Source organism: Oceanobacillus luteolus, assembly GCF_023715655.1.
Taxonomy (GTDB): domain Bacteria; phylum Bacillota; class Bacilli; order Bacillales; family Amphibacillaceae; genus Oceanobacillus; species Oceanobacillus luteolus.
On the sequence record NZ_JAMBON010000017.1, the window covers coordinates 1 to 25,791 of the forward strand.

Annotated in this window: 24 protein-coding genes; 20 read left to right on the plus strand and 4 right to left on the minus strand. The window is 37.4% G+C overall.

Going from position 1 to position 25,791, the window contains the following annotated elements; translation table 11 throughout:
* The first annotated feature begins 390 nt into the window (after nucleotides 1-390).
* The 5 genes from M3210_RS11205 (at nucleotide 391) to M3210_RS11225 (ending at nucleotide 5,144) form a co-directional block, all read left to right on the plus strand.
* Nucleotides 391-807, plus strand: coding sequence for a YugN family protein (locus tag M3210_RS11205; RefSeq protein ID WP_251514405.1), 417 nt, complete (start codon nucleotides 391-393; stop codon nucleotides 805-807).
* Nucleotides 808-1,162: 355 nt separating this feature from the next.
* Entirely contained in the window at nucleotides 1,163-1,993 is an 831-nt protein-coding gene (locus M3210_RS11210; protein WP_251514406.1) for a basic amino acid ABC transporter substrate-binding protein, read from the plus strand.
* A 102-nt stretch (nucleotides 1,994-2,095) separates the two neighbouring features.
* Nucleotides 2,096-2,764, plus strand: coding sequence for an amino acid ABC transporter permease (locus M3210_RS11215; RefSeq protein ID WP_251514407.1), 669 nt, complete (start codon nucleotides 2,096-2,098; stop codon nucleotides 2,762-2,764).
* Complete coding sequence (locus M3210_RS11220; protein WP_251514409.1) at nucleotides 2,751-3,473, plus strand: amino acid ABC transporter ATP-binding protein; 723 nt, start codon at nucleotides 2,751-2,753, stop codon at nucleotides 3,471-3,473. The genes M3210_RS11215 and M3210_RS11220 overlap by 14 nt, the downstream gene beginning before the upstream one ends.
* Before the next feature lie 54 nt (nucleotides 3,474-3,527).
* Nucleotides 3,528-5,144, plus strand: a complete 1,617-nt coding sequence (locus M3210_RS11225; protein ID WP_251514410.1) for a M20/M25/M40 family metallo-hydrolase — start codon at nucleotides 3,528-3,530, stop codon at nucleotides 5,142-5,144.
* A gap of 64 nt (nucleotides 5,145-5,208) precedes the next feature.
* On the opposite strand, the gene M3210_RS11230 is transcribed toward M3210_RS11225, so the two are convergent.
* Nucleotides 5,209-6,768 (minus strand): FAD-dependent oxidoreductase, encoded by a 1,560-nt coding sequence (locus M3210_RS11230; protein ID WP_251514411.1) that lies wholly within the window; start codon nucleotides 6,766-6,768, stop codon nucleotides 5,209-5,211.
* Nucleotides 6,769-7,499: 731 nt separating this feature from the next.
* Between M3210_RS11230 and M3210_RS11235 the strand changes: the two genes are divergently transcribed.
* The 12 genes from M3210_RS11235 to M3210_RS11290 all read left to right on the plus strand — a co-directional run bounded on the left by M3210_RS11235 (nucleotide 7,500) and on the right by M3210_RS11290 (nucleotide 18,395).
* Entirely contained in the window at nucleotides 7,500-8,273 is a 774-nt protein-coding gene (locus tag M3210_RS11235; protein WP_251514412.1) for a gluconate 2-dehydrogenase subunit 3 family protein, read from the plus strand.
* Between the two features lie 94 nt (nucleotides 8,274-8,367).
* Nucleotides 8,368-10,080 carry a GMC family oxidoreductase gene (locus M3210_RS11240; RefSeq protein ID WP_251514413.1) on the plus strand — a complete coding sequence of 571 codons (1,713 nt, stop codon included), beginning with the start codon at nucleotides 8,368-8,370 and terminating at the stop codon, nucleotides 10,078-10,080.
* Between the two features lie 199 nt (nucleotides 10,081-10,279).
* On the plus strand, nucleotides 10,280-10,477 hold the full coding sequence (tatA, locus tag M3210_RS11245; protein WP_251514414.1) for a twin-arginine translocase TatA/TatE family subunit: 198 nt from the start codon (nucleotides 10,280-10,282) through the stop codon (nucleotides 10,475-10,477).
* 199 nt (nucleotides 10,478-10,676) lie between these two features.
* On the plus strand, nucleotides 10,677-10,892 hold the full coding sequence (locus M3210_RS11250; protein WP_251514415.1) for a WYL domain-containing protein: 216 nt from the start codon (nucleotides 10,677-10,679) through the stop codon (nucleotides 10,890-10,892).
* Between the two features lie 201 nt (nucleotides 10,893-11,093).
* Nucleotides 11,094-12,554: a CoA-acylating methylmalonate-semialdehyde dehydrogenase gene (locus M3210_RS11255; RefSeq protein WP_251514416.1), complete on the plus strand. Its 1,461-nt coding sequence runs from the start codon at nucleotides 11,094-11,096 to the stop codon at nucleotides 12,552-12,554.
* Nucleotides 12,555-12,909: 355 nt separating this feature from the next.
* On the plus strand, nucleotides 12,910-13,188 hold the full coding sequence (locus M3210_RS11260) for a CD3324 family protein (RefSeq protein WP_251514417.1): 279 nt from the start codon (nucleotides 12,910-12,912) through the stop codon (nucleotides 13,186-13,188).
* A 780-nt stretch (nucleotides 13,189-13,968) separates the two neighbouring features.
* Nucleotides 13,969-14,169, plus strand: coding sequence for a spore coat protein (locus M3210_RS11265; RefSeq protein WP_251514418.1), 201 nt, complete (start codon nucleotides 13,969-13,971; stop codon nucleotides 14,167-14,169).
* A 121-nt stretch (nucleotides 14,170-14,290) separates the two neighbouring features.
* On the plus strand, nucleotides 14,291-14,851 hold the full coding sequence (locus M3210_RS11270) for a spore coat protein (protein WP_251514420.1): 561 nt from the start codon (nucleotides 14,291-14,293) through the stop codon (nucleotides 14,849-14,851).
* 18 nt (nucleotides 14,852-14,869) lie between these two features.
* Complete coding sequence (locus tag M3210_RS11275) at nucleotides 14,870-15,304, plus strand: spore coat protein (protein ID WP_251514423.1); 435 nt, start codon at nucleotides 14,870-14,872, stop codon at nucleotides 15,302-15,304.
* A 99-nt stretch (nucleotides 15,305-15,403) separates the two neighbouring features.
* The gene (locus M3210_RS11280; RefSeq protein ID WP_251514426.1) at nucleotides 15,404-15,793 is read left to right on the plus strand and encodes a DUF2642 domain-containing protein; all 390 of its coding nucleotides are present in this window, start codon (nucleotides 15,404-15,406) and stop codon (nucleotides 15,791-15,793) included.
* A 16-nt stretch (nucleotides 15,794-15,809) separates the two neighbouring features.
* Nucleotides 15,810-16,022 carry a hypothetical protein gene (locus M3210_RS11285; protein ID WP_251514428.1) on the plus strand — a complete coding sequence of 71 codons (213 nt, stop codon included), beginning with the start codon at nucleotides 15,810-15,812 and terminating at the stop codon, nucleotides 16,020-16,022.
* 1,344 nt (nucleotides 16,023-17,366) lie between these two features.
* Nucleotides 17,367-18,395, plus strand: a complete 1,029-nt coding sequence (locus M3210_RS11290; RefSeq protein WP_251514430.1) for a polysaccharide biosynthesis protein — start codon at nucleotides 17,367-17,369, stop codon at nucleotides 18,393-18,395.
* Nucleotides 18,396-18,490: 95 nt separating this feature from the next.
* Here the strand turns inward: M3210_RS11290 and M3210_RS11295 are convergent, their stop codons facing one another.
* The 3 genes from M3210_RS11295 to M3210_RS11305 all read right to left on the minus strand — a co-directional run bounded on the left by M3210_RS11295 (nucleotide 18,491) and on the right by M3210_RS11305 (nucleotide 21,374).
* On the minus strand, nucleotides 18,491-19,417 hold the full coding sequence (locus tag M3210_RS11295) for a glycosyltransferase (RefSeq protein WP_251514433.1): 927 nt from the start codon (nucleotides 19,415-19,417) through the stop codon (nucleotides 18,491-18,493).
* Nucleotides 19,418-19,485: 68 nt separating this feature from the next.
* Nucleotides 19,486-20,226 (minus strand): sulfotransferase domain-containing protein, encoded by a 741-nt coding sequence (locus M3210_RS11300; RefSeq protein WP_251514435.1) that lies wholly within the window; start codon nucleotides 20,224-20,226, stop codon nucleotides 19,486-19,488.
* Nucleotides 20,227-20,243: 17 nt separating this feature from the next.
* On the minus strand, nucleotides 20,244-21,374 hold the full coding sequence (locus M3210_RS11305) for a polysaccharide biosynthesis C-terminal domain-containing protein (protein ID WP_251514437.1): 1,131 nt from the start codon (nucleotides 21,372-21,374) through the stop codon (nucleotides 20,244-20,246).
* Between the two features lie 136 nt (nucleotides 21,375-21,510).
* Here M3210_RS11305 and M3210_RS11310 point away from each other — a divergent pair, with 136 nt between their 5' ends.
* The 3 genes from M3210_RS11310 to cysC all read left to right on the plus strand — a co-directional run bounded on the left by M3210_RS11310 (nucleotide 21,511) and on the right by cysC (nucleotide 25,741).
* Complete coding sequence (locus M3210_RS11310; protein ID WP_251514439.1) at nucleotides 21,511-22,611, plus strand: glycosyltransferase family 61 protein; 1,101 nt, start codon at nucleotides 21,511-21,513, stop codon at nucleotides 22,609-22,611.
* Nucleotides 22,612-23,013: 402 nt separating this feature from the next.
* Nucleotides 23,014-23,913: a sulfate adenylyltransferase subunit CysD gene (gene cysD, locus M3210_RS11315; RefSeq protein WP_251514441.1), complete on the plus strand. Its 900-nt coding sequence runs from the start codon at nucleotides 23,014-23,016 to the stop codon at nucleotides 23,911-23,913.
* A gap of 1 nt (nucleotide 23,914) precedes the next feature.
* Nucleotides 23,915-25,741, plus strand: coding sequence for an adenylyl-sulfate kinase (gene cysC, locus M3210_RS11320; protein ID WP_251514443.1), 1,827 nt, complete (start codon nucleotides 23,915-23,917; stop codon nucleotides 25,739-25,741).
* Nucleotides 25,742-25,791: the final 50 nt, after the last annotated feature.

Genomic DNA, 25,791 nt, shown 5'->3' on the forward strand with positions numbered 1-25,791 from the left:
TTTTTGGATTTGGATGGGTTACCACCTGACTAAATCCATTATAAAGGACTTTTTATTTGCATTAAAGTAAATTAGCGAAAATTCGGGGTCTTGTTAATATTTAATCTTAATTAATGCAACGCTAGTGGTGAAAGTACAATAAAAAACGCCTATATAAAATATAGGCGTTATCGAATATTCGTGGCGAGCGAACCATGTGTTCACATTCACATGTATTACCTTGTTCCTCGACTTACACGAATCAGCTCATCGCCAAGCTAGTATAACATGATTTGGTTATCATAGCTACATACATTATTTGGTTATGATAATCGCTGACTCTTTTTCTAACATGTATACATTTCCGCTGATTACCAATAATAGTTAAAAAACACAGTGGAGGTTGTATGGATGATTCGCTTGGAAACAGATATTGAAGGAAAGCAGATGTCTTTTGGAGAAGCCCAAAGTAACTTGAAACAGTATGGTTTGAGTATGGGTGGCAACTGGGACTACGATAGAGGAATATTTGACGGTATTATGCACCGGGAAGGCGGAGAAACTATTTATATTCGGTTGCCTTTTCATGTGCTTAAAGGTGAGCTGGATCGAAAAGATGCTTGGATAGAATTCCAGCAGCCTTATGTCATCAAGCATGTTGTGAATTTGGGATTGGATAAGGATTCAAATTCACTATTAACTGCAACAGGTTTTAGCCAATTTCAAGAACCACTTGATACAGATGGTTATATTCGTGATAAAAGTAAGTGGCAGGAATTTGGAGAAGAAGCGATTGGAGATATATTAAATAAGTTGGAAAAACAATAAGGTTCCCCACTCAAATGATAGAAAAAGAAAATAGCTAAAAGAGCAGCGTGATACATCTCATCGATAAGATGATTGGTGTCACGTTGTTTTTATTTTACCGAACGATTTTCTTATTAGGAGAAAGAATGAGAGAAGAATGTATAATTAAAAGTGTATCGTTATTACAAGTATTTCTAATATTAGAACTTTACAATCGAACTGCTATAAAGTAAGATGTTGAATAAGATATGAGCTGCGAATAGGATTGGAGTGACGAAAAATGGGAAGTTTTGGGTAAGCATTTGAGCAATGTTCAAGAATAAGAGCGTTTCTTAATTTAGGAAAAGTTATTCAAAATATAGGGGGGGATATTCATTTGAAAAAGTTCATACTATCAATACTTATTGTAGGATTTTTAGGCATATTGGCAGCTTGTGGTTCGGAAGCTGATGGAGATGATAATGGTGGTGGAGAATCTGATAAATTGGTCATCACAGTTGGAACAAGCCCAACATATCCACCGTTTGAATCAGAAGAGAATGGTGAACTTATCGGTTTTGATATTGGCTTAATTGAGAAAATTGCTGAAGCGGAAGACTTCGAAGTGGAGTTTACAACGATGCAATTTGATGGACTTATTCCAGCACTGAAGGCGGGACAAATCGATGTCGTCGTTGGAGCGGTGACGATCACTGACCAAAGAATGGAAAGTGTTGATTTCTCAAATGCTTATTACGAATCCGGTCTTTCCATCCTAGTACCAGCGGATTCAGATATTCAGAGCTTTGAAGATTTAGACGGTAAATTGATAGGTATCCAAAAAGGTACGTCTTCTTATAATTATATGATTGCTAATGGAATCGAAGATCAAAATATTAAACAATATGCTGATATTAGTACTGCATATAGCGCACTTGAAAATGATGGTGTCGATGCAATTTTATATGATCATCCATCAAATATTAACTATATAACAGAACGGAATTCAGATGCAGTAATTGTTGGTGATATTCTAAACGGTGAATATTACGGAATCGCGGTAAATCCGGATAAGAAGGATATCCTCGAAAAAGTTAACAATGGATTAGCGACCATTCAAGAGAATGGCGAATATGAGAAACTATTTGATGAATATCTGGGTGGAGAAAGAAATGGTTTTGTGGAAGATGTCTTAAATCCGGAAGATGTAGTAATTACGGTGGAATAACATCTTAAACACATACATTATGAAACTATCTGGGAGATTAAAGGGAAGAACATGCTAGATTTCCTTTAATCTCCTTGTTGATACATAAGGAGGTCCAACAGCATGCAAGCAGTTTTAGATAATCTCCCTCAACTTTTGGAAGGCCTTAAATTTACACTGTATTACTCGATTGCCGCAATAATCTTGGCTGTAATTTTTGGTTTAATCGCTGCCCTAATGAAGCTTTCCAAGTCAAAAATATTAAAAGGACTCGCAACAGTATATATTGAAGTTTTCCGTTCGACTCCATTATTAGTACAGCTATTCTTCATTGTTTTCGGTTTGACGGGCGTATTACCTTTAAATGAATGGTTCGGTCAAAGAGCATATCCGATCATTGCAGCGACTATCACCCTTGCTTTGCACGAGGGGGCTTATATATCTGAAATCATTCGTGCGGGGATACTTGGGGTAGATCGTGGGCAGAAGGAAGCTGCAGCAAGTATTGGTATGACGGAATATAAAACGATGAGGTACATCGTATTACCTCAAGCTTTTAAACGGATGATCCCTCCACTCGTCAACCAATCAGCACAAACGATTAAAGATACTTCCTTACTGGCTCCAATCGGTATCATTGATCTGGTTTATCGTGGACAGATAATTATTTCTGCTACATTCGAGCCATTTTCTATTTGGCTAGTAATTGCAATCATCTATTTTACTATTATATTTGCGATATCACAGTTTGCCGGGTATCTGGAAAGGAGAATGCAGCTTGATAAACGTTGAGAACCTCCGTAAATCATTTGGTAAACTTGATGTTTTAAAAGGAATTAGTACTGAAATCCGGCATCAAGAAGTTGTTGTGGTAATTGGACCATCTGGGAGCGGGAAGAGTACATTTCTCCGCTGCCTCAATGGGCTGGAGGAAGCAACAAGTGGAAAAATTGAAATTGACGGGGTGGAGCTTACTAACCCGAAAACAAATATACATGAGTTAAGGCAACATGTTGGAATGTGCTTTCAGCAATTTAACTTGTTCAGACATTTAAATATTTTACAGAACATCACAATTGGACCGATGAAGGTGTTGAACAAGAGCAAGGAGGAAAGTGAGCAACTTGCACGTCAATTACTGAAAAGAGTCGGTCTTGGAGATAAGGAACAAAACTATCCAGATGAACTTTCTGGAGGGCAACAGCAACGTGTTGCAATTGCCCGTGCCTTGGCGATGAAACCGAAAGTCATGTTATTCGATGAACCGACCTCTGCGCTTGATCCAGAGATGGTAGGTGAAGTTTTAAATGTAATTGGCGATCTTGCAGAAGATGGTATGACGATGGTGATTGTGACGCATGAAATGGGGTTCGCCCGCAAAGTTGGTGATCGGGTAATATTTATGGATGAGGGGTATCTCATAGAAGAAGGTCCTCCTGCAGAGATATTTAATAATCCTCAGGAAAAGCGGACACAAAGCTTTCTTGCAAAAGTATTGTAATAAGCTTTTCCATTATTGGCAGTACAGAAGAAGATATGAATTTACGGGGTGAATATGTTGAAAGCAAGATGGGGTACACCAAAACAACTAAGAGATTTACTAAATGAACTGGTAAGTTGGAATAGTATCACCTTATCAGAAGGCGAGCGTCAATTCCCGATAAAATTAGAAAATAAGTTGCGGGAATTAGCTTATTTTCAAAAGCATCCGGAGTACCTTACGCTCCATGATACAGATGATCAACGGCAGTTCTTAACAGCCCTTTATAAACATCCAGATGCACAGAAAACAATTTGTCTGGTCAGTCATTTCGATACGGTAAACATAGAGGAATATGGGAAGCTGAAGGAAATGGCGACTGAACCAGATAAACTTACAGAAATATTGAAGATAAGAGCTGCTGAATTTTCAGCTGACGTGAGAAATGATTTAGCGTCTGGAGAGTACTTATTTGGAAGAGGAACCATGGATATGAAAATGGGCCTTGCGTTACATATGCAAATGTTGGAAAGAGCAAGCTTGGAAAACTGGCCAATTAATTTATTGCTGCTCACCGTTCCTGATGAAGAAGTCAACTCTGCTGGAATGCGATCCGCTGTTCCTGCATTGTTGAAATTGGAGGAAAAGCATGAACTTAATTATATCCTTTTTCTAAACAGTGAGCCTGTTTTCACTCAACATGGAGATGATACACATTATATTTATTCCGGATCGATAGGAAAGGTCATGCCTGCTGCGTTGTTCTACGGCAAGGAAACTCATGCGGGACAACCATTGAACGGGATGACTTCTCCATATATTGCATCCTATCTGACACAGGAAATGGAGTGGAATTCTTCGTTTCAAGAAACTTCTTATGGTGAAACGAATCCATTGCCAGTCACCTTACAGCAACGTGATTTGAAGTCCGATTATTCAACACAGACACCATACCGTTCGAGTGCTCTTTATAATGTGCTTGTTATGGAACAAACGGCGGCTGATGTATTTGATCGCTTTGAACAAGTTGCGAATAAAGCTGCTGTGAGACTAAATCGGGATTACGCAGAAATTTGCAGAAACAATCAAGTGGATCCAGTAGGGAAAGTATCCGTCATCCGGTACGAGCAGCTAGAAACATATGCTGTGAATAAGCTTGGAAGAGAATTCATCGACAGGGTGAAAGCGACAGTCCATCACCAGAAAGAATGGGACGATCGGGAAAAGTCGTTACGTATAGCGGATAAATTAATGATTGAATGTCAGGAACTTGCACCGGCCATTGTTATTTTACTTACACCTCCGTACTATCCAGCTGTGAATTCTAGTGACAATGAAACGATTGAAAACTGTGTGGCTTTTGTGAAAAGAATTGCCAAAGAGAAATTCAACTTGAAAGTGGAGAGAGTCCACTATTTTAATGGTATCTGTGATTTGAGTTATGTATCTTATGAGGGAGATTCAAAGGATTCGGTCACTTTTGAAGCGAACACACCGGTCTGGGAGACGAGCTATTCCATCCCATTCGAAGATATGTTGAGACTGGATGCTCCAGTTCTAAATATCGGACCATTTGGGAAGGATGCCCATAAACTGACTGAACGGTTACATATTAAAAATGCTTTTGAAGAAATGCCGGTTATTTTAAAAGAGATGATTCAACAATTGAGTTTAAAAAATAAGGTTAACTAGACTTTCATTTTAAAATGAATGAATTGAACCCTTATCCTGGTTACCCAGGATAAGGGTTCAAGCATTAATAACCGGAATCCTCCGATGTTAGATTATCTATCATCTTGTAATCATATTTCTGTAAAGGTTTTTCTGCCGGGCCTTCAATTACTTCTCCAGTATATGTGAATCTGGAGCCATGACACGGGCAGTCCCAGCTGCGCTCACCACTATTCCATTCCACCTCGCAACCGACATGGGTACAGGTTGTATCAACAATATGGAGCTCTCCTTTTTCATCCCGATAAGCCCCTTTTCTTTCTCCATTGATGCTGATGACTGCACCTTCATCATTATCTAATGTTTTCGGATTCATATTACTCATTTGTAACTTACCTTTGATTAAATGGCCGACAACATCAGCATTTTGAACGAGGAAGTTCTTAATACTTGGTGTCGCATAGAACCTGGAAGGGGTGAATAAGTTCTTAAAAATATTTTCCCTTCCTAATACAATATCTTTCAGTAATAGAGCTGCTGCGGTACCATTGGTCATTCCCCATTTTCTATAGCCTGTGGCAATTAGGATGTTCGGCTGTCCGGAAGTGATTTCTCCAATATATGGCACTTTATCTAATGTCGTAAGGTCTTGTGCCGACCAACGATAAGGAATTTCTTCAATGCCAAAAACCTCTTGTCCCCATTGCTCCAATGCATCAAAATGTTTTTTAGTATCGATGCCTTGGCCGGTTTTATGACTTTCCCCAACAAGGAGGAGCATTTCTTCTCCATTGATCGTTACCGAGCGCACAGAACGTGTCGGTTGATCTGCGCTAATGTACATACCGCCTGGAAATGGCTTATTTGGTTTTACAGCAAGTACATAGGAACGATCTGCATACATTCGCGTTGAATATAAACCCATCCCTTCATAAAACGGAAAATGGGAGCATGCAAGGACAAATTTAGCGGTTACACGATGATCATTACTTGTTAAAACGGTTGGATTTTCTCCTGTTTCCACATTAACTGCGGTCGTATGATTAAAGATTTGACCATCTTTTTTAGTAATCTCATCGACTAAATGAACTAAATACTTTAACGGATGAAATTGCGCTTGGTTACGCATGACAGCAGCATTCCTGATTTTTAGATTAAATGGGATTGTATCTACCAATCCGCCATCGATACCAAGTTTCTCATATGCCTGTACTTCTTTGTTGATTTTTTCTTCATATTCTTCGGTCGTGGAATAGATGTATGCATCCTGTTCGGTAAATTCACAATCTATACCTGACTTCTCCACTGTGCTTTTTATGAATGCCAATGCTTCCATGCTTGCTTCATAATATAATCTCGCCTTACTCTTTCCCATGTTTTTAATTAGTTCATCGTAAATCAAGTCATGCTGAGCAGTAATTTTAGCAGTCGTGTGCCCCGTCGTCCCGCCTAATAATTCATTTGCATCTAGAATGGCGACACGTAATCCTTCCATTGCCAAAAGATAGGCAGAAGTAATTCCAGTAATGCCTCCACCAACGATACAAACATCGACTTGTATGTCCTTTTCTAATCTAGGAAATTCAGGGATCTTAACAGAATCCCGCCAATACGATTTTGTGATATCTGGTAGTTTTTCAGCCATACTAACCCTCCGTTAAATAATGAATATTATCAACAGAATCTCCATATAAGGGCTGAAGTATACTAAAGCTGGAATAATTCACCAGTGTATACTGAATAATTCTTGAGGGATTACAGAGGAGAGTAGTAGATTTTATATAGATGTTATTTGTTTATCACCCAAACTTAATAAAGGTTTCTTTTTTCTTTACCGATTATTGATATATTTAATTAAATAAAAACTAAGGAAGAATTGCAGGACCAAACGACGCAAATGAATCGGATGTTGTGATCCGATTAATGGACATTGAATTTAGCAACTATGCTTAATAAATTTACCAATCTATGCAATTTTCCTCCATGATTTTCTATTAATTTCTAGTTACTGGATAATTAGTTTAGTTGATTGACAAAACAAAATGAGAGGCATATACTTAATTCAGCATAAATAGTTCAAGAATTTGTAACAAAGTGAGCATACTTCAAGAATTGACATCATGAATTAGGTTATATTAGCACACTATATTTTTAAATGGATGTATCTATAGTCTATGAAAATAGCAAGTGTTAATCATTCCCTAGAAATTGATGGGAATTTTTTTGTTGAAAATTCTTACACCGTATTTATGTATAAGTAAAGAATTTGGTAAACGATTACTTTGTTTCAATTTGCAACATTTACATATAAAAGAAACCAGAAACAAGAAGCCGTTCCAGTTCTTTATGAAAAGTATTTGAATGGGGGATATATTAATGGAAAAAAAAGAGGATCAAAAGCTGGAAACAACTGAAACAACTAATAATTCCAGACGCCAGTTTTTGAAGAGCTCGGGTATTGCTGTCGGAGGAATTGCCGTTGGTAGTGCATTAGGTGGAATTCTAGGCATGTATGGTAAGGAAGAAGAAGCGCCTGCTGCTACTCCTGCAGAATCTCAACCAGCACAGCAACATGACCACGCACTGCAATATTTTACAAATCGGGCAGATTTTGAAAAACTTGGACAAGCAACAGAGCGAATTTTCCCTGAAGATGAAAATGGACCTGGAGCAATTGCGTTGGGGGTTCCATATTATATCGACCACCAATTAGCAGGTAAATGGGGAATCAATGCGAAGGAATACCGCCAAGGACCTTTCTTTGAAGGTGTACCTGAACAAGGTTATCAATCTCAGTTAAAACACCATCAAGTTTTCGATTTAGGATTAGAAGCTCTAGATAAATATAGTCAAGAAAAATTTGATGCATTATTTGTAGCGTTAGACGGAGAACAACAGGATGAAGTTCTAACTGCATTTGAAAATGATGAAGTGAAGATTCCTGGCCTTCGTTCAAGCTTATTCTTTGAACTTTTACGTAAAACTACCATCGAGGGAGTCTACGCTGACCCACTTTATGGTGGAAACAAAGGTATGGCTGGATGGAAGATGAAAGAATATCCAGGAGTTCAAATGAGTTACGCAGATAAAGTTGAGGAAACAGAGTTTCTTAAAATTGAACCGAAGAGTCTTCATGATACACATAACTAAGAGCGTTCTTAGATAAAATAAGGGATTTGTACGAGACAGGCTGTATGGGGTTTTAACAGCAGGGTAGTACATCGAGAAAGGGAGTATAGGAAGTATGGTTACAAAACTGCCAAAAACAGACGTCGTGACGGTAGGTGTAGGTTGGACAGGAGGCATTATTGCTGCTGAGTTAAGTAAAGCAGGCCTGAAAGTCGTTGGTCTTGAGCGTGGTGGCGATCGTAGTACAGAAAACTTCGCAATGAAGCATGATGAACTTCGCTATGCATTACGTTACGAACTGATGCAAGATTTATCTCGTGAAACTTTAACATTTAGACATAATAGTAAACAAAGAGCTTTACCAATGCGCCAATACGGAGCTTTCTTATTAGGTAATGGTGTTGGTGGAGCAGGTACGCACTGGAACGGAATGACGGACCGTTATAACCCATATGATTTTGAAATCCGTTCGAAAACAATTGAAAAATATGGTGAAAGCAAAATTGATCCAGAATTGACGATTCAAGACTGGGGAATTACATATGACGAAATGGAACCATATTATACAAAATTTGAATTGATGGCTGGAATCTCTGGTGACGAAACGCCATTACGTGGACATCGTTCCGAACCGTTCCCTAACCCGGCATTGAAAAAGACACCAGCTATGGATATTTTCTTCGATGCGACGAAGGAAATGGGACTTGACCCATTTGTTATTCCGGCAGCGAATAACTCACAAGCTTATGATAACCCAGATGGACAACATTTGGCGGCATGTCAATATAACGGTTTCTGTGAACGTTTCGGTTGTGAATTCGGTGCGAAAGGAAGCCCTAATACAACAGTAATTCCGACAGCACTAAAAACTGGAAACTTCGAACTTCGTGCCAACTCAGAAGTTCTTGAAATTCTGCATGAAGGTGGAAAAGCTACTGGAGTGCTTTACATGGATACTCGTACAGGAGAAAGATTCGAACAACCGGCAGAAGTTGTTGCAGTGACGAGCTATACATTCAATAACAACCGTTTGCTTCTGAACTCTGGATTGGGAACTCCATATGATCCTAAAACAGGCCGAGGTACAATCGGTAAAAACTATTGCTACCAAGTAATTGTTGGTAATGATGGTTTCTTCGATGATGAGAAGTTCAACTCTGCAATTGGTTCAGGTGGTCTTGCTGCAGTGTTAGATAACTTTAACGCAGATAACTTTGACCATAGTGATTATGATTTCCTACATGGTGGATCAGTATTAATGGGACAAAAAGGTAAACGTCCAATTGATGAAAACCAAGTTCCTTCAGGTACACCTAGATGGGGTAAAGAGTTCAAAGCACAATCCCTTAAATATTACAATCGTCATTTGAACCTTTACACGTATGGAGCACAGTTGCCAACAGTTCACAACTACCTGGATTTAGATCCAACGTATAAAGATATTAACGGTTACCCACTTCTTCGTATGACGTTTGACTTTACAGAGAGTGACCGTAAACGCGGTAAGTTCTTAAACCAGCAAACTCGTAAAATCTTAGAAGCAATGGGAGCAACTCATATCAGTGATGATACAAACATGGATCACTTTGACATGACAAGATATCAAGCAACTCACAACACTGGTGGAGTTATCATGGGAGCAGATCCTGAAACATCTGCAGTAAATAACTACCTACAAATGTGGGAGCATGATAACGTATTTGTTGTTGGTGGATCTGCATATGCTCACCAAAGTGGATATAACGCAACTGCAACTCTTGGTGCATTAGCATACCGTGCATCTGAAGGTATTATCGATTATAGTAAAAAAGGTGGCAGTCTCGCATAATGTGAAACTTCATTCAGTTGGGGGCCTACCTCCTGAATGCTAGTTGACCAGAATCAGGGATTTATGGGCTGTTTATTCCTACCTTCATATATTGAGGTACCCTCATGATTGGAGGGGGATTCTTAACAGCCCGTTCATGCGTGGTATACGAGAAAGCTAGTTTTATGATAAACTTGTCCCAAGTGGGAGGCGAGATACAATGGGTATAGCAAATATCGGAATTCCTGGTCTAATTCTAATCGTCATTTTAGCGCTGATTATTTTTGGGCCAAGTAAATTACCTCAAATCGGGAAAGCTGCTGGACAGACATTAAAAGAGTTTAAAGGTGCAGCAAGCGATCTGATGGATGATAAAGACGAAAAAGAGAAGCAGGAAGCAACTGCAGAAAAAAAATAAACTTTCATATATAGCACTGAAATCGAATTCGATTTCAGTGCTTTTTTTATTTAAGGTGAAAATGCCTTTATCCTACTTAGGGTCGAACGTGTAATCTTAATATGCATTTCCGTTATTATAGTGAAGTGTTGCAAAAGAACACACGTTCCTTTATAATAACTAAAAAGAACATTCGTTCGTTAGTCGTGGAGGGAAGAGTATGAAAGGTGTATTTTTGCGTGCAATGGAGTCCAAACAAAAACTTACCATTATGTACATGAATGGAAATAACGAAATAACCCAACGTGAAGTAAAGGTATTAAAGATGAATGATGAATACTTACTTGTATATTGTTATTTCCGTAAAGCTGTTCGCACAATGAAGTGGGATCATATCCTTTCTGCTGAGCCTAGACCGATTCGTATGGGAGCATAATTCATCAGTTTAAATACAAAAAACATAGATGAATCATTATCTGCGTAAATTGATGATATTCATTAAAAGAAGGATAAGCACTGATACATGTAGAACTAGTTTTATAGGGTATGAGTTTAATATCTCCTGTAATGGTAAAAGTATTATAAATAGAGCCTAAAACTTCCCTTAAGTTTAATGAAATGGTAAGGAGGACCTTAATTGGCACAAACATCAATGAAAGTTTTGAAGAATTACATCGGCGGTAAATGGATAGAAGCAAACACGGATAAATCAGAACCTGTCTACAACCCAGCAACAGGTGAAGTGATAGCACATGTTCCTATTTCTTCTCAGGAAGATGTGGACCTCGCAGTAGAAGCTGCGAATGAAGCATTTCAATCGTGGAAAGAAGTTGCAGTGCCAAGACGTGCACGTATTCTATTTAAATATCAGCAATTATTAGTAGAGAACTGGGAAGAGCTGGCTCGTCTCATTACAATTGAAAATGGGAAAAATTACACGGAAGCCTACGGTGAAGTTCAACGTGGTATTGAGAACGTCGAATTTGCTGCAGGTGCACCTTCCCTCATGATGGGTGAACAACTTCCATCGATTGCAACAGATCTTGAGTCTGGAGTGTACCGTTATCCTATTGGTGTTATCGGTGGGATTACCCCATTCAATTTTCCAATGATGGTACCTTGCTGGATGTTCCCGATGGCGATTGCAACTGGTAATACATTCGTATTAAAGCCTTCTGAACGAACACCACTCTTGGCTAACCGATTAGCCGAGCTATTGGAAGAAGCGGGATTACCGAATGGTGTATTTAATATCGTCCATGGGGCGCATGATGTCGTAAATGGATTGCTGGATCATAAAGATGTAGCGGCAATTTCCTTTGTAGGTTCTCAGCCGGTGGCAGAGTACGTTTATAAACGTGGAACAGCTAATCTAAAACGCGTTCAAGCATTAGCAGGTGCTAAAAACCATTCGATTGTTTTAAGTGATGCAAACTTGGAAAATGCTGCTACGCAAATTCTGAACGCAGCATTTGGTTCTGCTGGAGAGCGCTGCATGGCAGCATCTGTTGTAGCGGTGGAAGATTCAATCGCTGATGAATTCTTAGTACGCCTGAAGCAAAAAGCTGATGAGATAAAAATTGGAAACGGCTTAGATGAAGGGATTTTCTTAGGCCCTGTCATCCGTGACCAGCATAAAGAACGTACACTAAATTATATTGAAACCGGTGAGAAAGAAGGAGCATCGCTTGTACGTGACGGAAGAAAAGACGAAGCTGTCGAAGAGGCAGGCTACTTTGTCGGTCCAACGATTTTCGACCATGTCACACCAGATATGAAAATCTGGCAAGATGAGATATTTGCACCAGTCCTATCCATATCACGTGTGAGAGATTTAGATGAAGCAATCGCTCTGTCCAATCAATCCCGTTTCGCAAATGGAGCATGTATTTTCACAAGAGACGGCGGAAGCGTACGCAGGTTCAGAGAGACAATTGATGCAGGAATGCTTGGTGTGAATATCGGGGTACCGGCTCCAATGGCATTCTTCCCTTTTTCCGGTTGGAAAGATTCGTTCTATGGTGATCTACATGCCAATGGAAAAGATGGGCTTAACTTCTATACACGTAAAAAAGTCATTACGACGAAATGGGTTTAATAATAGGATAAAACAATTATAACCATTCTTCCCCTTGTATAAGACCCCGTGAATATGAGTTAATATAGATGTCGGACCGATAGACTCTTTCGGGAAGGAGGGTGATCATATTGATTACGTGTGTTGAGGTGATTTCCGCTTAGCGGATAACCTTTGTGGGACCGTATTTTATACGGTCCCACTTATTTGCGAAAAATATTTGCAAAATTAACATCTTTCCAATTTGGAAAAAGTCGTTTATAATTTGCATTATGTAGAAAGTGAAAAATATATATAGAAAGGGGTGCACGGACTATGGGAATTTTTCCAGGAAACGGTTATTTAGATTTTCAACGTTTTAAGGAGGAAATGAATCGTGCAGTACAAAAATGCAAAAGAGGTTCTTCCCCCTAGTTTGCTGAAAGAAATGCAGAAATATATCCAAGGAGACTTGATTTATATTCCTAAAGCAAAAAAGGAACGGGCAGCTTGGGGAGAAGTGAGTGGATCTAGAGCATTGATCGCTAAACGAAATGAGGAAATGTTCCAATTGTATCGTGATGGGATCACATTTGAAGAATTGGAACAGAAATTTCATTTATCGATTGATACTATTAGAAAAATCATTTATAAGATGCGTAATAACCATAATTAACAATAAAAAAGCATGGAGTCCTTACGAAGGACTCCATGCTTTTTTATTGTACCTAGGTCGGCAAGAACAGTTATAATTATTCTTTCGCTTGTTTGCGTATGCGCTCCATTGTATAAATAAGGTTGTAGCAAGTGACTTTTGGAAAGGAGGTAACAGATGATGTTAAAAATATTTCTTGGGGTGGCTCGATTTTAAACATGATACTCCATTCAATCGGCTAGAGATTGAATTTGAGTAAAATCGTTACCAAACTTTTGGTTCATGCTGTTAAACTACAAGCCTTCCTCATTATTAATAGTAAGAATAAGGGGAGGAAATCATGCTTACAGATATTGATGTATATAGATGTATTGTTAAAGATCGTTTGGAGAAAGTGAAGGAAGAAACATATGGAAATAGTTGCTATTATAAAACTGATAAAAATCTAAAATTGCTGCTGACAATTTTGAATGTATTTGTATAAACAGCAAATACAATAATAGAAAAAGTGAGCCACTATCCCTCTGGATAGTGGCTCCAATTGTGTAGAAAGAGGTTGTGGAAGGTTCAGGTGAAGGTGCCATGTAAAACAAAAGATGAGGAGTGCCAGGCACCTTGCACTTACTATATAACATGCAGAAACAGACATGTTTGAAAGAGACAACAGTTTACAGGGCTTTAAAATGTGTGTTTTACCATGCTGTACAAGTCAAATGAAATTCTAATCTAGACTGCTGCATAATCAGGATAAGGTAAATTACATAGTCTAATATAGATACATGAAAGGAAGGGGAGAGTATTATGAGTGGTCAACCACCTATTAACAATAAAGTGGTCGAGGTATTAGTCAAGAGTGTACTAAGTAAAAATGGAGTCAAAGCGGATGAGGTCAAAAGAAGTATACCGGAAGAACAGAAAAAGATGTTGAGGGAAATGGTGGAAGACTTAAAGAGGCAAGTTGAAGAATTTCAGCAAAGTCAAAAGGAAGAAAACAGTGAATGATTCATGAAAGCACCTAGAACTAGGTGCTTTTGCTATTTTTAAGGAAGCTAGTGAATTTGTACAGTCTTATAGAAAAAAAAACCATAAAAATATCATATAACCACAAGAAAGGAGTGTCTAAATGTCTGTTTTTAGAAATGTAGATTACTATGATATTGACCATGGAAGAGATAGATATTCGTACTTTGATGATACAGCATTTGAAGGAACTAGGAGAAATTGCGGTTGTGGTGACCACTGTGGATGTAAGAGTTCCCATGAATTTAGTAATCACCAATCAGTTGAATCGAACTTCCAAAGCAATAACGATGCTTTTGAACTACAGGATGGAGCCCAACTATCATGGATGGATCAAGAATCAGCTGAAGTAATTTGGGTAAAGGAATCTTGCCACATTAAAGTGAACACAACTGATACTCAAATAGGTGTCTCTCTTCAAGCTGCTTTGCAACTAGCCATTGCCCTCGTTTTAAATATCTCAATTGCTGATGGGCAACAAAGGGATGCTGTATCTCAAGAGCTTACACAACAATTCAATATGGCGCAAAAGAATAAGCAAAAAATCTTAATTTATAACACAAAAGACGCAAATGTAACTACGAAAGATACAGATTTGGCAATTAACATTCAATTAATGCTTCAAGTCCTGATTGCATTAGTGCTATTGGTAGATATCTTATAAAGGAAAGGGGTGTAACATATGTCAAAAACAAAAGAGTGGCGAGCATTGGATTACTGCGAGGACAATAGAGGGGGTTCACAAGCGATTGTAGAACAGGATGCCGAACAGACGAACATTACAAAACAGCTCTCAGAAGAATGGATCATTATTAAGGATTCAGAATGTGTTAATGTTGAAACAACTGATACACAGGTAGCACTATCTTTACAAATCGGTATCGAAGCAGCGCTTGCCATTGTGCTTCGCTTGGCTATAGCAGATGATAATCAAGTTGAAGATATCTTACAAGACTTCAAACAGATTTCTAAGACAAATCAGAGCAATCGCCAAAAAACAATTGTAGAAAAGTCGAAGTATGTTGACATTGTCACAGTTGATACAGATATTGCAGTACATCTACAAATACTCATTCAACTTCTTCTTGGTGTCATTGCTACGTTAGACATTCTGTAATATGGGTGAAGGCGGAAAATTACCAGCAATCATTGGTGGGTAATTTTCCTGCCTATCACCACGATAAGAATAAGACAAAATAAGAAAGGATGAATCAACTTGCCAGAATTAACAAATAGGCAGAGAGCTTTATTGGGTTTACTCAATCAGCTGTCACAAAATAACACTTCTCTCATCGATAGAGCAACTACAACTGGTGTCGAAGTAGACTTTCCGTCCGTAGACTTTAATGTCGACTTCGGAGGGATTTCGATAGATCGTCGACCAACACCGCCAACACCAAATCCACCAACACCTCCAACCAGTCCAGCATCAATAAGGGAGCTACTATTATCCTTAGTAAACGAGCAAGTAGAAGTTACCGTTCCGTTTGGACCGTTAACTGGAGTGCTACTTGCCGTCAGAAACGACTATATCGTACTTGTCGAGGCTGACGGATCGCAAGTGCTAATTCGAATAGACAAAATTGAATTAGTGAGTGAATTATAAAGGAGGAGTGTAATAAATGTTTGAAGCAACTTTCACTGCTGAATTGGCTAGACGTTTAGGAGCAACAGTAGAGGTCACCACGGATAGTAATGTAATTGAAGGGATACTCTCGACAGTTACAGGTGATTTAGTTCTAGTTATCGAGGTAACTAGTGGATACGGGACCACAACCAAACAGTATGTCGCAGCAAGTGCCATCAACTATGTCCGATTCCCTGTAGCAGTCTAATAACTTGATTATGAATATTAAAATAACAATGATTGTGCAACAAGTAGAACTTGTTCCTCGGATGTTTTTCCACTATTCTGTGGAATAGTTACTAGTCATTACTTTTCTTACGGGGAACAAATATAAAATCGGACACCGTTTTAAGAAATAGCCTTGCCTGGTATGGGGGAAGGCTGTTTCTTAATGGAGGTAAAAAATGTAGTGTATTTTACTTGCATATCATAGTATATCAGCATCTTTATTCTATATTGTATCCTTCGTGTCTGCTTTCTTTAGGAGTTGTATGACGAATAAAACCAATTACTGTTAGTTACTTCATTATATGCTGATTAATCCATAAGTGCTAATGTCCTACTTACCTCTTCAGACCTTTTTTATTATCAAATACAGACAAATTATAATTTGTCTAAATCTGTCACATGAAATCGCTGTTCTTATATCCTCACATGTCCTATCACGCTGTTCAGTATTCTATCCCGTCTATTAAGGAAGATAGACAGTTAAAAAAATGTCCGGTTATATTCTGAAACAAAATCTTTCTTCAAGATGCAGAATGCTGATACATGTATATTAAAATCTAGTCTGTATATTATCCTAATTTTCGATCAAATATGATGAGTATTTTAATTTAATCTTGTTTATGCCTACACATTCTTGTTTTCTCGACTGATGGTAACTTTGATCAAAAACTATTGGAAATAGGTGGTTTTTTCAATTTCGTGAAAATGTAATGTTTTGGTTGATATGTCCAATCTTATAACTTATGAATCCATAGATTGATATTAAGTGAAGAAGGAAGTTCTAGTATGTATCTAGGGAAGTCAGCGTCGATAATACTACTAATATGATGAAGGAATACAGAAGAAATATCTCTCTTAAGGATAGTGAAGGTAAATTCCCTCTATTCCATTTTCTAAGAATGAGGGAAGATAAGGATGCATTTTTAGCAGATTATAATTTAACATCCGTAAAGATTATGAAAGAAAGATACATCTCAAAAAACGAAAGTAGCTTGCATCTTTCATATAAATTAATGTGTTGCTTTATAAAGGGAAAAGTATTTGAATTCACTAACAATCCAAGAAAAGATACAAGGTTAAGAGATGAGATCAACTTATTTCTACGCTGAGTATATCTCGAAGTACAATGAGAAGTCCTTTGAAGTTAATAATTTAACGTCACGCTGTAGATTTTGCCTTTTATTATCTGCTTCATTTATTAGATAAAAACATGAGAGCAAGAAAATGGGTTATCTGGGAACTGGTCTATAGACGATCAGCTATCAATAAGTAAACTCTTGGTGACAATTAATAAGAATAATAGTTGGAGGGGAGTTTTTTTAAGTTGTTTAAAGATGCAATAATATTGGTTACTGGAGGAACAGGCTCATGGGGGCATGAGCTTGTGAAGAAGCTTCTACCATTCGAACCGAAAGAGATTCGAATATTCTCGCGTAATGAATTTGCACAGGTTAATATGAAGAGAAAGTATTCGGATAATCCCATTTTAAAATTTGTGATAGGTGATGTTAGAGACTTTGAAGCCGTGAACGAAGCAGCAAGAAATGTTGATTATATTTTTCATCTTTCGGCGCTAAAACATGTTCCAATCTGTGAAGATCAACCATTGGAGGCTTTGAAGACTAATGTTCACGGAACGGAGAATGTGATTAAAGCGAGTTTAATTCAAAATGTAAAAAAAGTTATTGATGTATCGACAGATAAGGCAGTGGAACCGATTAATTTCTATGGTATGACAAAAGCGATTGGTGAAAAGCTTGCCATCCAAGCCAACCAGTTAAGTAACCATACTCGTTTTGTTTGTATTCGTGGAGGTAATGTTATTGGAACAAATGGTAGTGCCATCCCATTTTTCAAAGATCAAATCATACACCATCATTCTGTACCTCTAACATCAAAAGAAATGACCCGCTTCTTTTTGACCGTCTCTCAAGCGATTGATTTATTATTATACGCATCCGAAAAAGCAATTGGCGGAGAAATATTTGTTATGAAGATGAAAGCATGTCGGATTATTGACTTAATTGAGGTTTTGAAGGAGCATTACGCTACTAAGGAAATTACTATAAAAGAAATTGGCATTCGGCCAGGTGAGAAACTGCATGAAGTATTAGTATCCGAAGCTGAATCACGTAACGCTTATAAATTTGATGAGAATTATTACGTCATCTTACCTGATAATGCCTCTGAAGAATTAAGAGAAAGATACGGGAAGCTACCAAAGGTTAGTTTTGCTCGATATCAATCAAATGATAAATTGATGCAGTTATACGAAATTGAGCAAATTCTTATGGACGCTGATTTTATTTCAACAAAAGCAATTTTTGATAAGGATGTTGAAAGGAAAGAGTAAACGATATAAAAAAATGGTCTGACTCAGAATCACGATTATGTGATACTCGGTGTCAGCCATTTTATTTAGGTGGGAGGCATTAAGAATAAGTTTTTTTACAGTATTGTTTTTATTTGATCGACCAGTTGCTTTGCACGGTGAGCAGCTGAATGGTTATGGTGAATGAAATGGAAACCCTGCTCTATTATTCGTTTTCTTTTCTGCTCGTTTATTAGGTAGTATTCTGCTTTCTCCGCAAAATTCTCCTCATTTATATCTACAAAATGTTTACCTGGTAATAAGCCGATCTCTTTTAGTTCCGGCAAGTCAGGGGCCAATAGTAACGTACCGCAAGCTGGAACTTCAAAATATTTAAAAGTCACCACTTGCCGGATAGATCCACATGCAAAAAAGAGTTTTGCCTTGTTAATTTCCCGTGCATAATTCTCTTTAATTAAGGCCTCTTTCGCTTGTTTTTCCGAAAAATTTTTCCAACCTGGATGAGGGGAAGTTACAAATCTAGGGTCAGATTTAAAATATTTTAATATCTGTTCTCTTAAAGGGTATATTTTCGGCAGAGAGGTTTCCCCTAACATCATCATGTCAATTGACTTTTCAATGTTGTATTTTTTGAATATGGAGATATTAGCAAATTGGGGTAAAAAGAAAACTTTGTCATGTTGTTGGTCTGGGTAATAATTGAAGAAATTATGCTTACATATGACAAAGAATATTTTGATATGATTAGCTATTATATACCTTTTCCGTTGATTCACAAATCGGTGGGCATCATTCACTACCAGTGCTGTTGGAATGTTGATAGTGGACAAACCGTTAACCACTGGGGCAAAATTTTTCCCTACATCATTTAGAATTAAGATGAAATCTGGTTTGTAAGGAATATTGTGTAGTATTTTATTGATATGTCCAGATTTTCGATAGACCATCAGATTTGTTATATTTGCTAATTCTTTCTCTAGAACGTGGTAATTATTATTTGTAAAATGAGAAGTATCCGTTGCTATAAGTAATATATTCAGCATCGGTAATATTCTCCTTTCTCAAAAGTAATAAGCGCCTTTTGATATCAAAAGGCGCTTGCCTGTTACGTTTAAATATCATATCCTAATCGTTTTAAAGTTTTATAAAACTTTTCATTGATTTGTATTTGTTGCGTTTGACTTAAGACAGATTTCCATGAATTTGACCGACCCTCCCTTACAAAAGGGATGTTCGGATTAACAAGTGGTGACCTGCCGTTAAGATGCTCATGTTGTTTCTTCTCTAATTCTTTCATATTATCAAAGGATGCCCATTTTACCGCTTCGTTTATTTCTTTGTTCGTTCTGTTCAAATTTAAGAATTTTATAATCCTTTGTGCTTCTTTAAAAGTGTTTTCTAGGAGATCTTCATATTTAATCAGCAGAAATCCATTGTTAACGTTTTTCTGATTGTCAAGCCAGCTTTCTATATTCTTATCCCAGAATCCAGGACCGATGCTTCCTTCCATAAAAGCATCAAAGAAATCATTAAAGCTCCGTGTATCACCAAAGTATTTCTGAAAATGATGATAATAAGAAATGACGATATCTCTTGGATCTCTTACAAGGTAAATAACTTTCGGATAGGTTGGATCATAACCATGATGGCTCCAAACAAGATGTGGGGAGGGAAGTCCGACAATTGGCTCGCTATCTATGTTTTGAATCATCATCCCTTTAGTTGCCCAATCTAATTTTTTCTTGTACAGTAACGTAGCAACAAGAAATAGTAGAAAATTGTTTCCTGACTTAGGGTAGGCAACTATACAAATATCATCTTCTTGAAATTTATATTTTCTATCTTTCGACACAAATATCATCCTCTCTTTTAATCAGTTTTATCCCTATCAACTTGTAAATAAAAAGTATCCGGATTATTCGGGTCAAAAAGTTCATTAGCCCAAAACAATACAATTATCTCTTCATCCGTTATATTTTCAATCGAATGCGTATAACCTGGAGGAATATCTACAATCTCAATATTTTGGTCTGACACAGTGTAAGTGATCGTTTTATCATTACCAATTTTCCTTAGTTTAATATTTGCTGTGCCTTTAATAACGCAAAACTTCTCTACCTTTGTATGGTGATAGTGATTTCCCCTTATGACACCTTTTTTTGTGGTTGACATAAATATTTGTCCAGCCTGGTGCGATTTGATTAATTCAATCAGACTACCCCTACTATCTTTATGTGTAGGCAATCTATAGGAAAAGTCGTTAGGTTCTATATAAGATAAATAGGTTGTATATAAATATTTAGTCAGCAAATCAGACAAATCCGGTATAATCAACGATTTCCGTATGTCTCTAATTTTATAAAGCCTATTAGCTAACTCTCCTACGGTTATATGAAAAGTTTGTTTGATATGTTGATAAAAAGTCTTTCCCATCTTTTTCTCATAAAGGCAATCTATGAAACTATTCACGACATCATCAATATATACAAGCTCCAACATTTTATCTGCATCATGGATATCTATTTCCCTATGATGTGCAATTTCATGGCAGAACGTAGCAACAACTGAATTGTAATGCGGTTTACACCACTTACCGAAGACACCTGGCAATTGATAAATTCTTACGTCTGCCCCAGTCTCTATGCTGAATTTTTTTAGAACTTCTTCAGCTTCTTTTTTACTTTGACCATAAGGGTTATTCATCTCTGCTTGCCTTGAAGATGAAAAAACTATCAGTGGTGTTTTATTCTGATCCTTCAAATATTTAACAATGGTCTCTGTAAGTCCTTTATTAACTTTAGTAAACTCTTCATTTTCCTTAGGTCTGTTAACTCCTGCAAGGTGATAGACTATATCAGCATTATTTAAATACTGATATAACTGCGATACGTCATCATTTCGATGATACTGATTGACAATGATCTTTTTGTCTTGTTGCAGTACATCTATTAAATTTTTACCAATAAATCCTCCTGCCCCGGTTACTAATACGTTAATCATGTTATACTCTCCTATCTGACTAAAGCTCAATTTTTGCACTATTAGTTATTCTTCTACATATTATGTTTTATATCAGAGGATGTGTAATAATAGGGCGGAATTGGGGCAACCAATTTAAAAGGAGGTAAGGCAATTTATGACGGATTTATTTGTTCATACAAAAGATTGGATGAAAGAAACTACTAAGAATAAGGATTTAGATGATGTTTATAAAGAGTTTTTTAAAGACGAGGTAGTGACATTTAGAGTTCCAAAAGGAGATACACCAGAATGGGTGGATTGGGTAATACCTCCAAAGTTCGGAGTTGAACATAGGTTTCCTGAATCTTATGTTTCCATGATAAAGAACGGAAGTATTTGGATGTGTGATAAAGGTGAAGGAATGGTATATACAATGACTCCTGACCAAAAGTGTTTGCAAGATATGGTTTTTCATTTATATCATCCATATTTTGAAAGGGTGGCTCACAAGCATATACCTGTACCAACACTTTACAATGGCAACTTGGGTGTTTTATCCTGGGCCGGGCACACGAATTACTGGCATTGGTTACATGATATACTAGGACGCTATCATTTATTGCAGCTAAGTGGATTTCACATTGACAAATATGTTCTACCGGCTATGACTAAGCCATTTCAACGAGAAACTGTAAGAATGCTTGGAATTCCTGACGAAATGATTCTACAGCTTAAAGCTGGACAGCACTTGAAAGCTGAAAGTTTAATTCTACCCTCGGTTCCCTTTAATGCAGGAACATGTGTAAAATGGACAATTGAATTTCTTCGGAAATCTTTTCTTAAGACACCCCCAAAAAATGAATTAAGTAACTTTGAAAGAATTTATGTCAGCAGGGAAGATGCTTCATGGCGGAAGGTTGCTAATGAATCGAAGCTTATGAAACTATTAACGATTAAAGGCTTTAAAAAAATCGTCTTAAGTTCTCTGACTGTACAGGAACAAATTGATATTTTTTCCTCAGCCAAAGTGATCATTAGTCCAAATGGTGCAGGCCTAGCAAATATAATGTTTTGTCAGCCTGGAACGAAAATTATTCAGCTTTTTACTTCTACTTCTGATGAGTTCGTAAAAATTGGACAATACTTAGGTTTAGATTACCACCTACTAAAATGCAGGACTGCTAATCCCGGTTCTAAATCCCATGAAGTCCTCAAAAACCTTGTTGTTGATGTTAACAAATTAAGGACGATGTTAAATAATGAGGGGATTAGCTAGTCAAATTGTCTTTTTACAATCCTCTTTTGGAAACCCTCCTATTGATAAAGACCCCGGCTTGATTGTTTTTGTTTATTAATAACGAATGCTCTGCAGGGAATATCACCACATTATGTTTATTATTTTGGAAGCAAGATTCTATCTAAAGAAATATCTTCTAATTCCTAACCTGTGTCAATGCGCAAGTACAAAAGCCGAGACAAAGTCAATAGTGGTATCATACTTTATCTTGAATCAATTGTTTTTCTATGCTATTGGAACTGATCTGTAGTACAACATGGGGAATTTGTTTTTTGTTTAGGGAAGAAATCAAACAGGGATTAAACGAAGCAGCATATTAACCATAGTTTTAAAGAATCCATTGATTATACTTTTGATAAATTTACGCAAGGAGGAAATGAAATGTCCAAATTGACCCACCTTGATCAACTAGAAGCGGAAGCCATTTATATCATCCGTGAAGTAGCAGCAGAATGTGAAAATCCAGTTATGCTTTATTCGATTGGTAAAGACAGCTCTGTGATGCTCCATCTGGCAATTAAAGCATTTTATCCTGAGAAACCGCCATTTCCTTTTATGCATGTTAATACAACATGGAAATTTAAAGAAATGATTGAGTTTAGAGATCAGGTTGCAAAGAAACACGGAATAACCATGATTGAGCAGATTAATGAGGAAGGTATAAAACAAGGTATTAATCCATTTGATTATGGTGCCTCTTATACTGATATTATGAAAACGCAAGCGTTAAAACAAGGTCTAGATAAATATGGGTTTACGGCTGCATTTGGAGGGGCTCGTCGTGATGAAGAGAAGTCACGAGCAAAAGAGCGAATCTTTTCTTTCCGTAATAAGAATCATGCGTGGGATCCTAAAAATCAAAGACCCGAAATGTGGAAGCTTTATAACACATCTATAAATAAAGGGGAGAGTATTCGTGTATTTCCGCTTTCTAATTGGACGGAGAAAGATATCTGGCAGTATATAAAGCGGGAAAATATTGAGATTGTCCCACTCTATTTCGCAAAAGAACGTCCGGTAGTGGAACGCGAAGGTAACATCATAATGGTAGATGATGATCGTATGAAATTGGCCTCAGGTGAAAAGGTGGAGATGAAAAAAATACGATTCCGTACACTTGGCTGTTATCCTCTCACTGGTGGTGTAGAGTCTGAGGCCGATACGCTTGATGAAATTATTGAGGAAACACTAAGTGCGATTTCATCTGAACGCACAAGTCGGGTGATTGATCACGAAGCTAAGGGCAGTATGGAACGTCGGAAACGAGAGGGGTATTTCTAACATGAAAAGTCTATTGAAATTTATTACTTGCGGCAGTGTAGATGATGGTAAAACAACATTAATTGGACATATGCTTTTTGAGGCAAAACTGATATTTGCAGACCAGGCAAAAAGCTTGGAGCTTGACAGCAAAGCCGGTAGTCGTGAAGGGCGGATTGATTATTCTTTTCTTCTTGATGGGCTGATAGCTGAACGGGAACAGGGTATTACGATTGATGTAGCGTACCGTTATTTTACTACAGAGAAACGGTCTTTTATCGTTGCAGATACCCCTGGACATGAGGAATACACCCGTAATATGGCAGTGGGTGCGTCTTTTGCAGATTTAGCGGTTTTATTAGTCGATGCGTCAAAAGGAGTTATTACTCAGACAAAACGCCATGCCCGAATTTGTGCACTAATGGGAATAAAGCATATTGTATTGGCTGTCAATAAAATGGACTTAGTAGATTATGACCAAGAGCGTTATGAGCATATCAAACAAGATTTTGAAGAGTTGGTATCTAATCTTGATCTTGAAAGTGTCCGTGTTATCCCTGTATCGGCTACTGAAGGAGATAATATTATCAAAAAGTCGCAGAACACGCTTTGGTATAAAGAAAAAGCCCTTTTACCGTATTTAGAATCTATTGAAGTAAAACAAAAAGTGAAACGGGATAAATTTTTAATGCCAGTCCAGCGTGTAAGCCGTCCAAATCATACATTTCGTGGTTTCCAAGGTCAAGTGGAAGCTGGTACGATCCACGTTGGAGATGAAATCTTCGTTCTTCCAAGCCATGAAAAAGCAAAAGTGAAAAGCATCCTAGTATCTGGGAAAGAAGAGAACTCTGCTGTATACGGTCAACCAGTTACTATCCAATTAGATCATGAAGTTGATGTTTCCCGCGGTGATGTACTTACAATAAGTAAAGAATTAAAAGTGGCTGATATGCTGACAGCAACTGTTCTTTGGATGGATGATAAGGAACTAGTTGAAGGTCAAAATTACCTTATTAAAGTTGGAACAAAAACACTGCCGTGTATGGTAGTGACCATAAAAAATCAAATCAATATTAATAATGGTCTAAAAACACCTGTTGACAAAGGGATTAAGAATGAAATGATTGAATGTGAGATAGCTCTATCCGAAAGCATAGTGTTCGACCGTTTTGAAAATAATGAAGCAATGGGTGGTCTAATTCTTATTGACCGTGTATCGAATATGACATCTGCATGTGGAATTATTGAACAGTCGGTAAATCGTTCCAATAATGTCATTTGGCAAGAAACAGATGTTACGAGAGAAATACGCGCAACCCAAAAGGGCCAAATTCCATTAACATTATGGTTTACTGGTTTATCTGGGTCTGGTAAGTCTACACTTGCAAATGAAGTAGAGAAACGTCTTGTGGCTAGAGGATTTCATACGATGTTATTGGACGGAGATAATTTACGTCATGGTTTAAATAAAGATCTTGGATTTAAAGAAACGGATCGTACAGAAAATGTACGACGTATGGCGGAGGTCTCCAAGTTAATTAATGAAGCTGGATTAATATCAATGGTATCCCTTATTTCACCTTTTAAAAAAGACCGTGATGATGCTCGTGAAATACTAGGAGATTCATATATTGAAATCTATGTAAATACGCCACTCAAAGAGTGTGAAAAACGTGATCCGAAAGGTCTGTATAAAAAAGCACGTTCGGGTGAAATTTCAAAATTCACAGGGATATCGAGCGTATATGAGCCACCGGAAAAACCACATATCCAAATTGATACAAGTAAATATACTTTAGAAGAAGCTACTGATCTTGTAATGAAACAAGTATTGGAATATTTAAGTTAATGGTATGTTAACTATTAAAACGAAAGTGGATGCTGTGGTTGGGAGGAGCA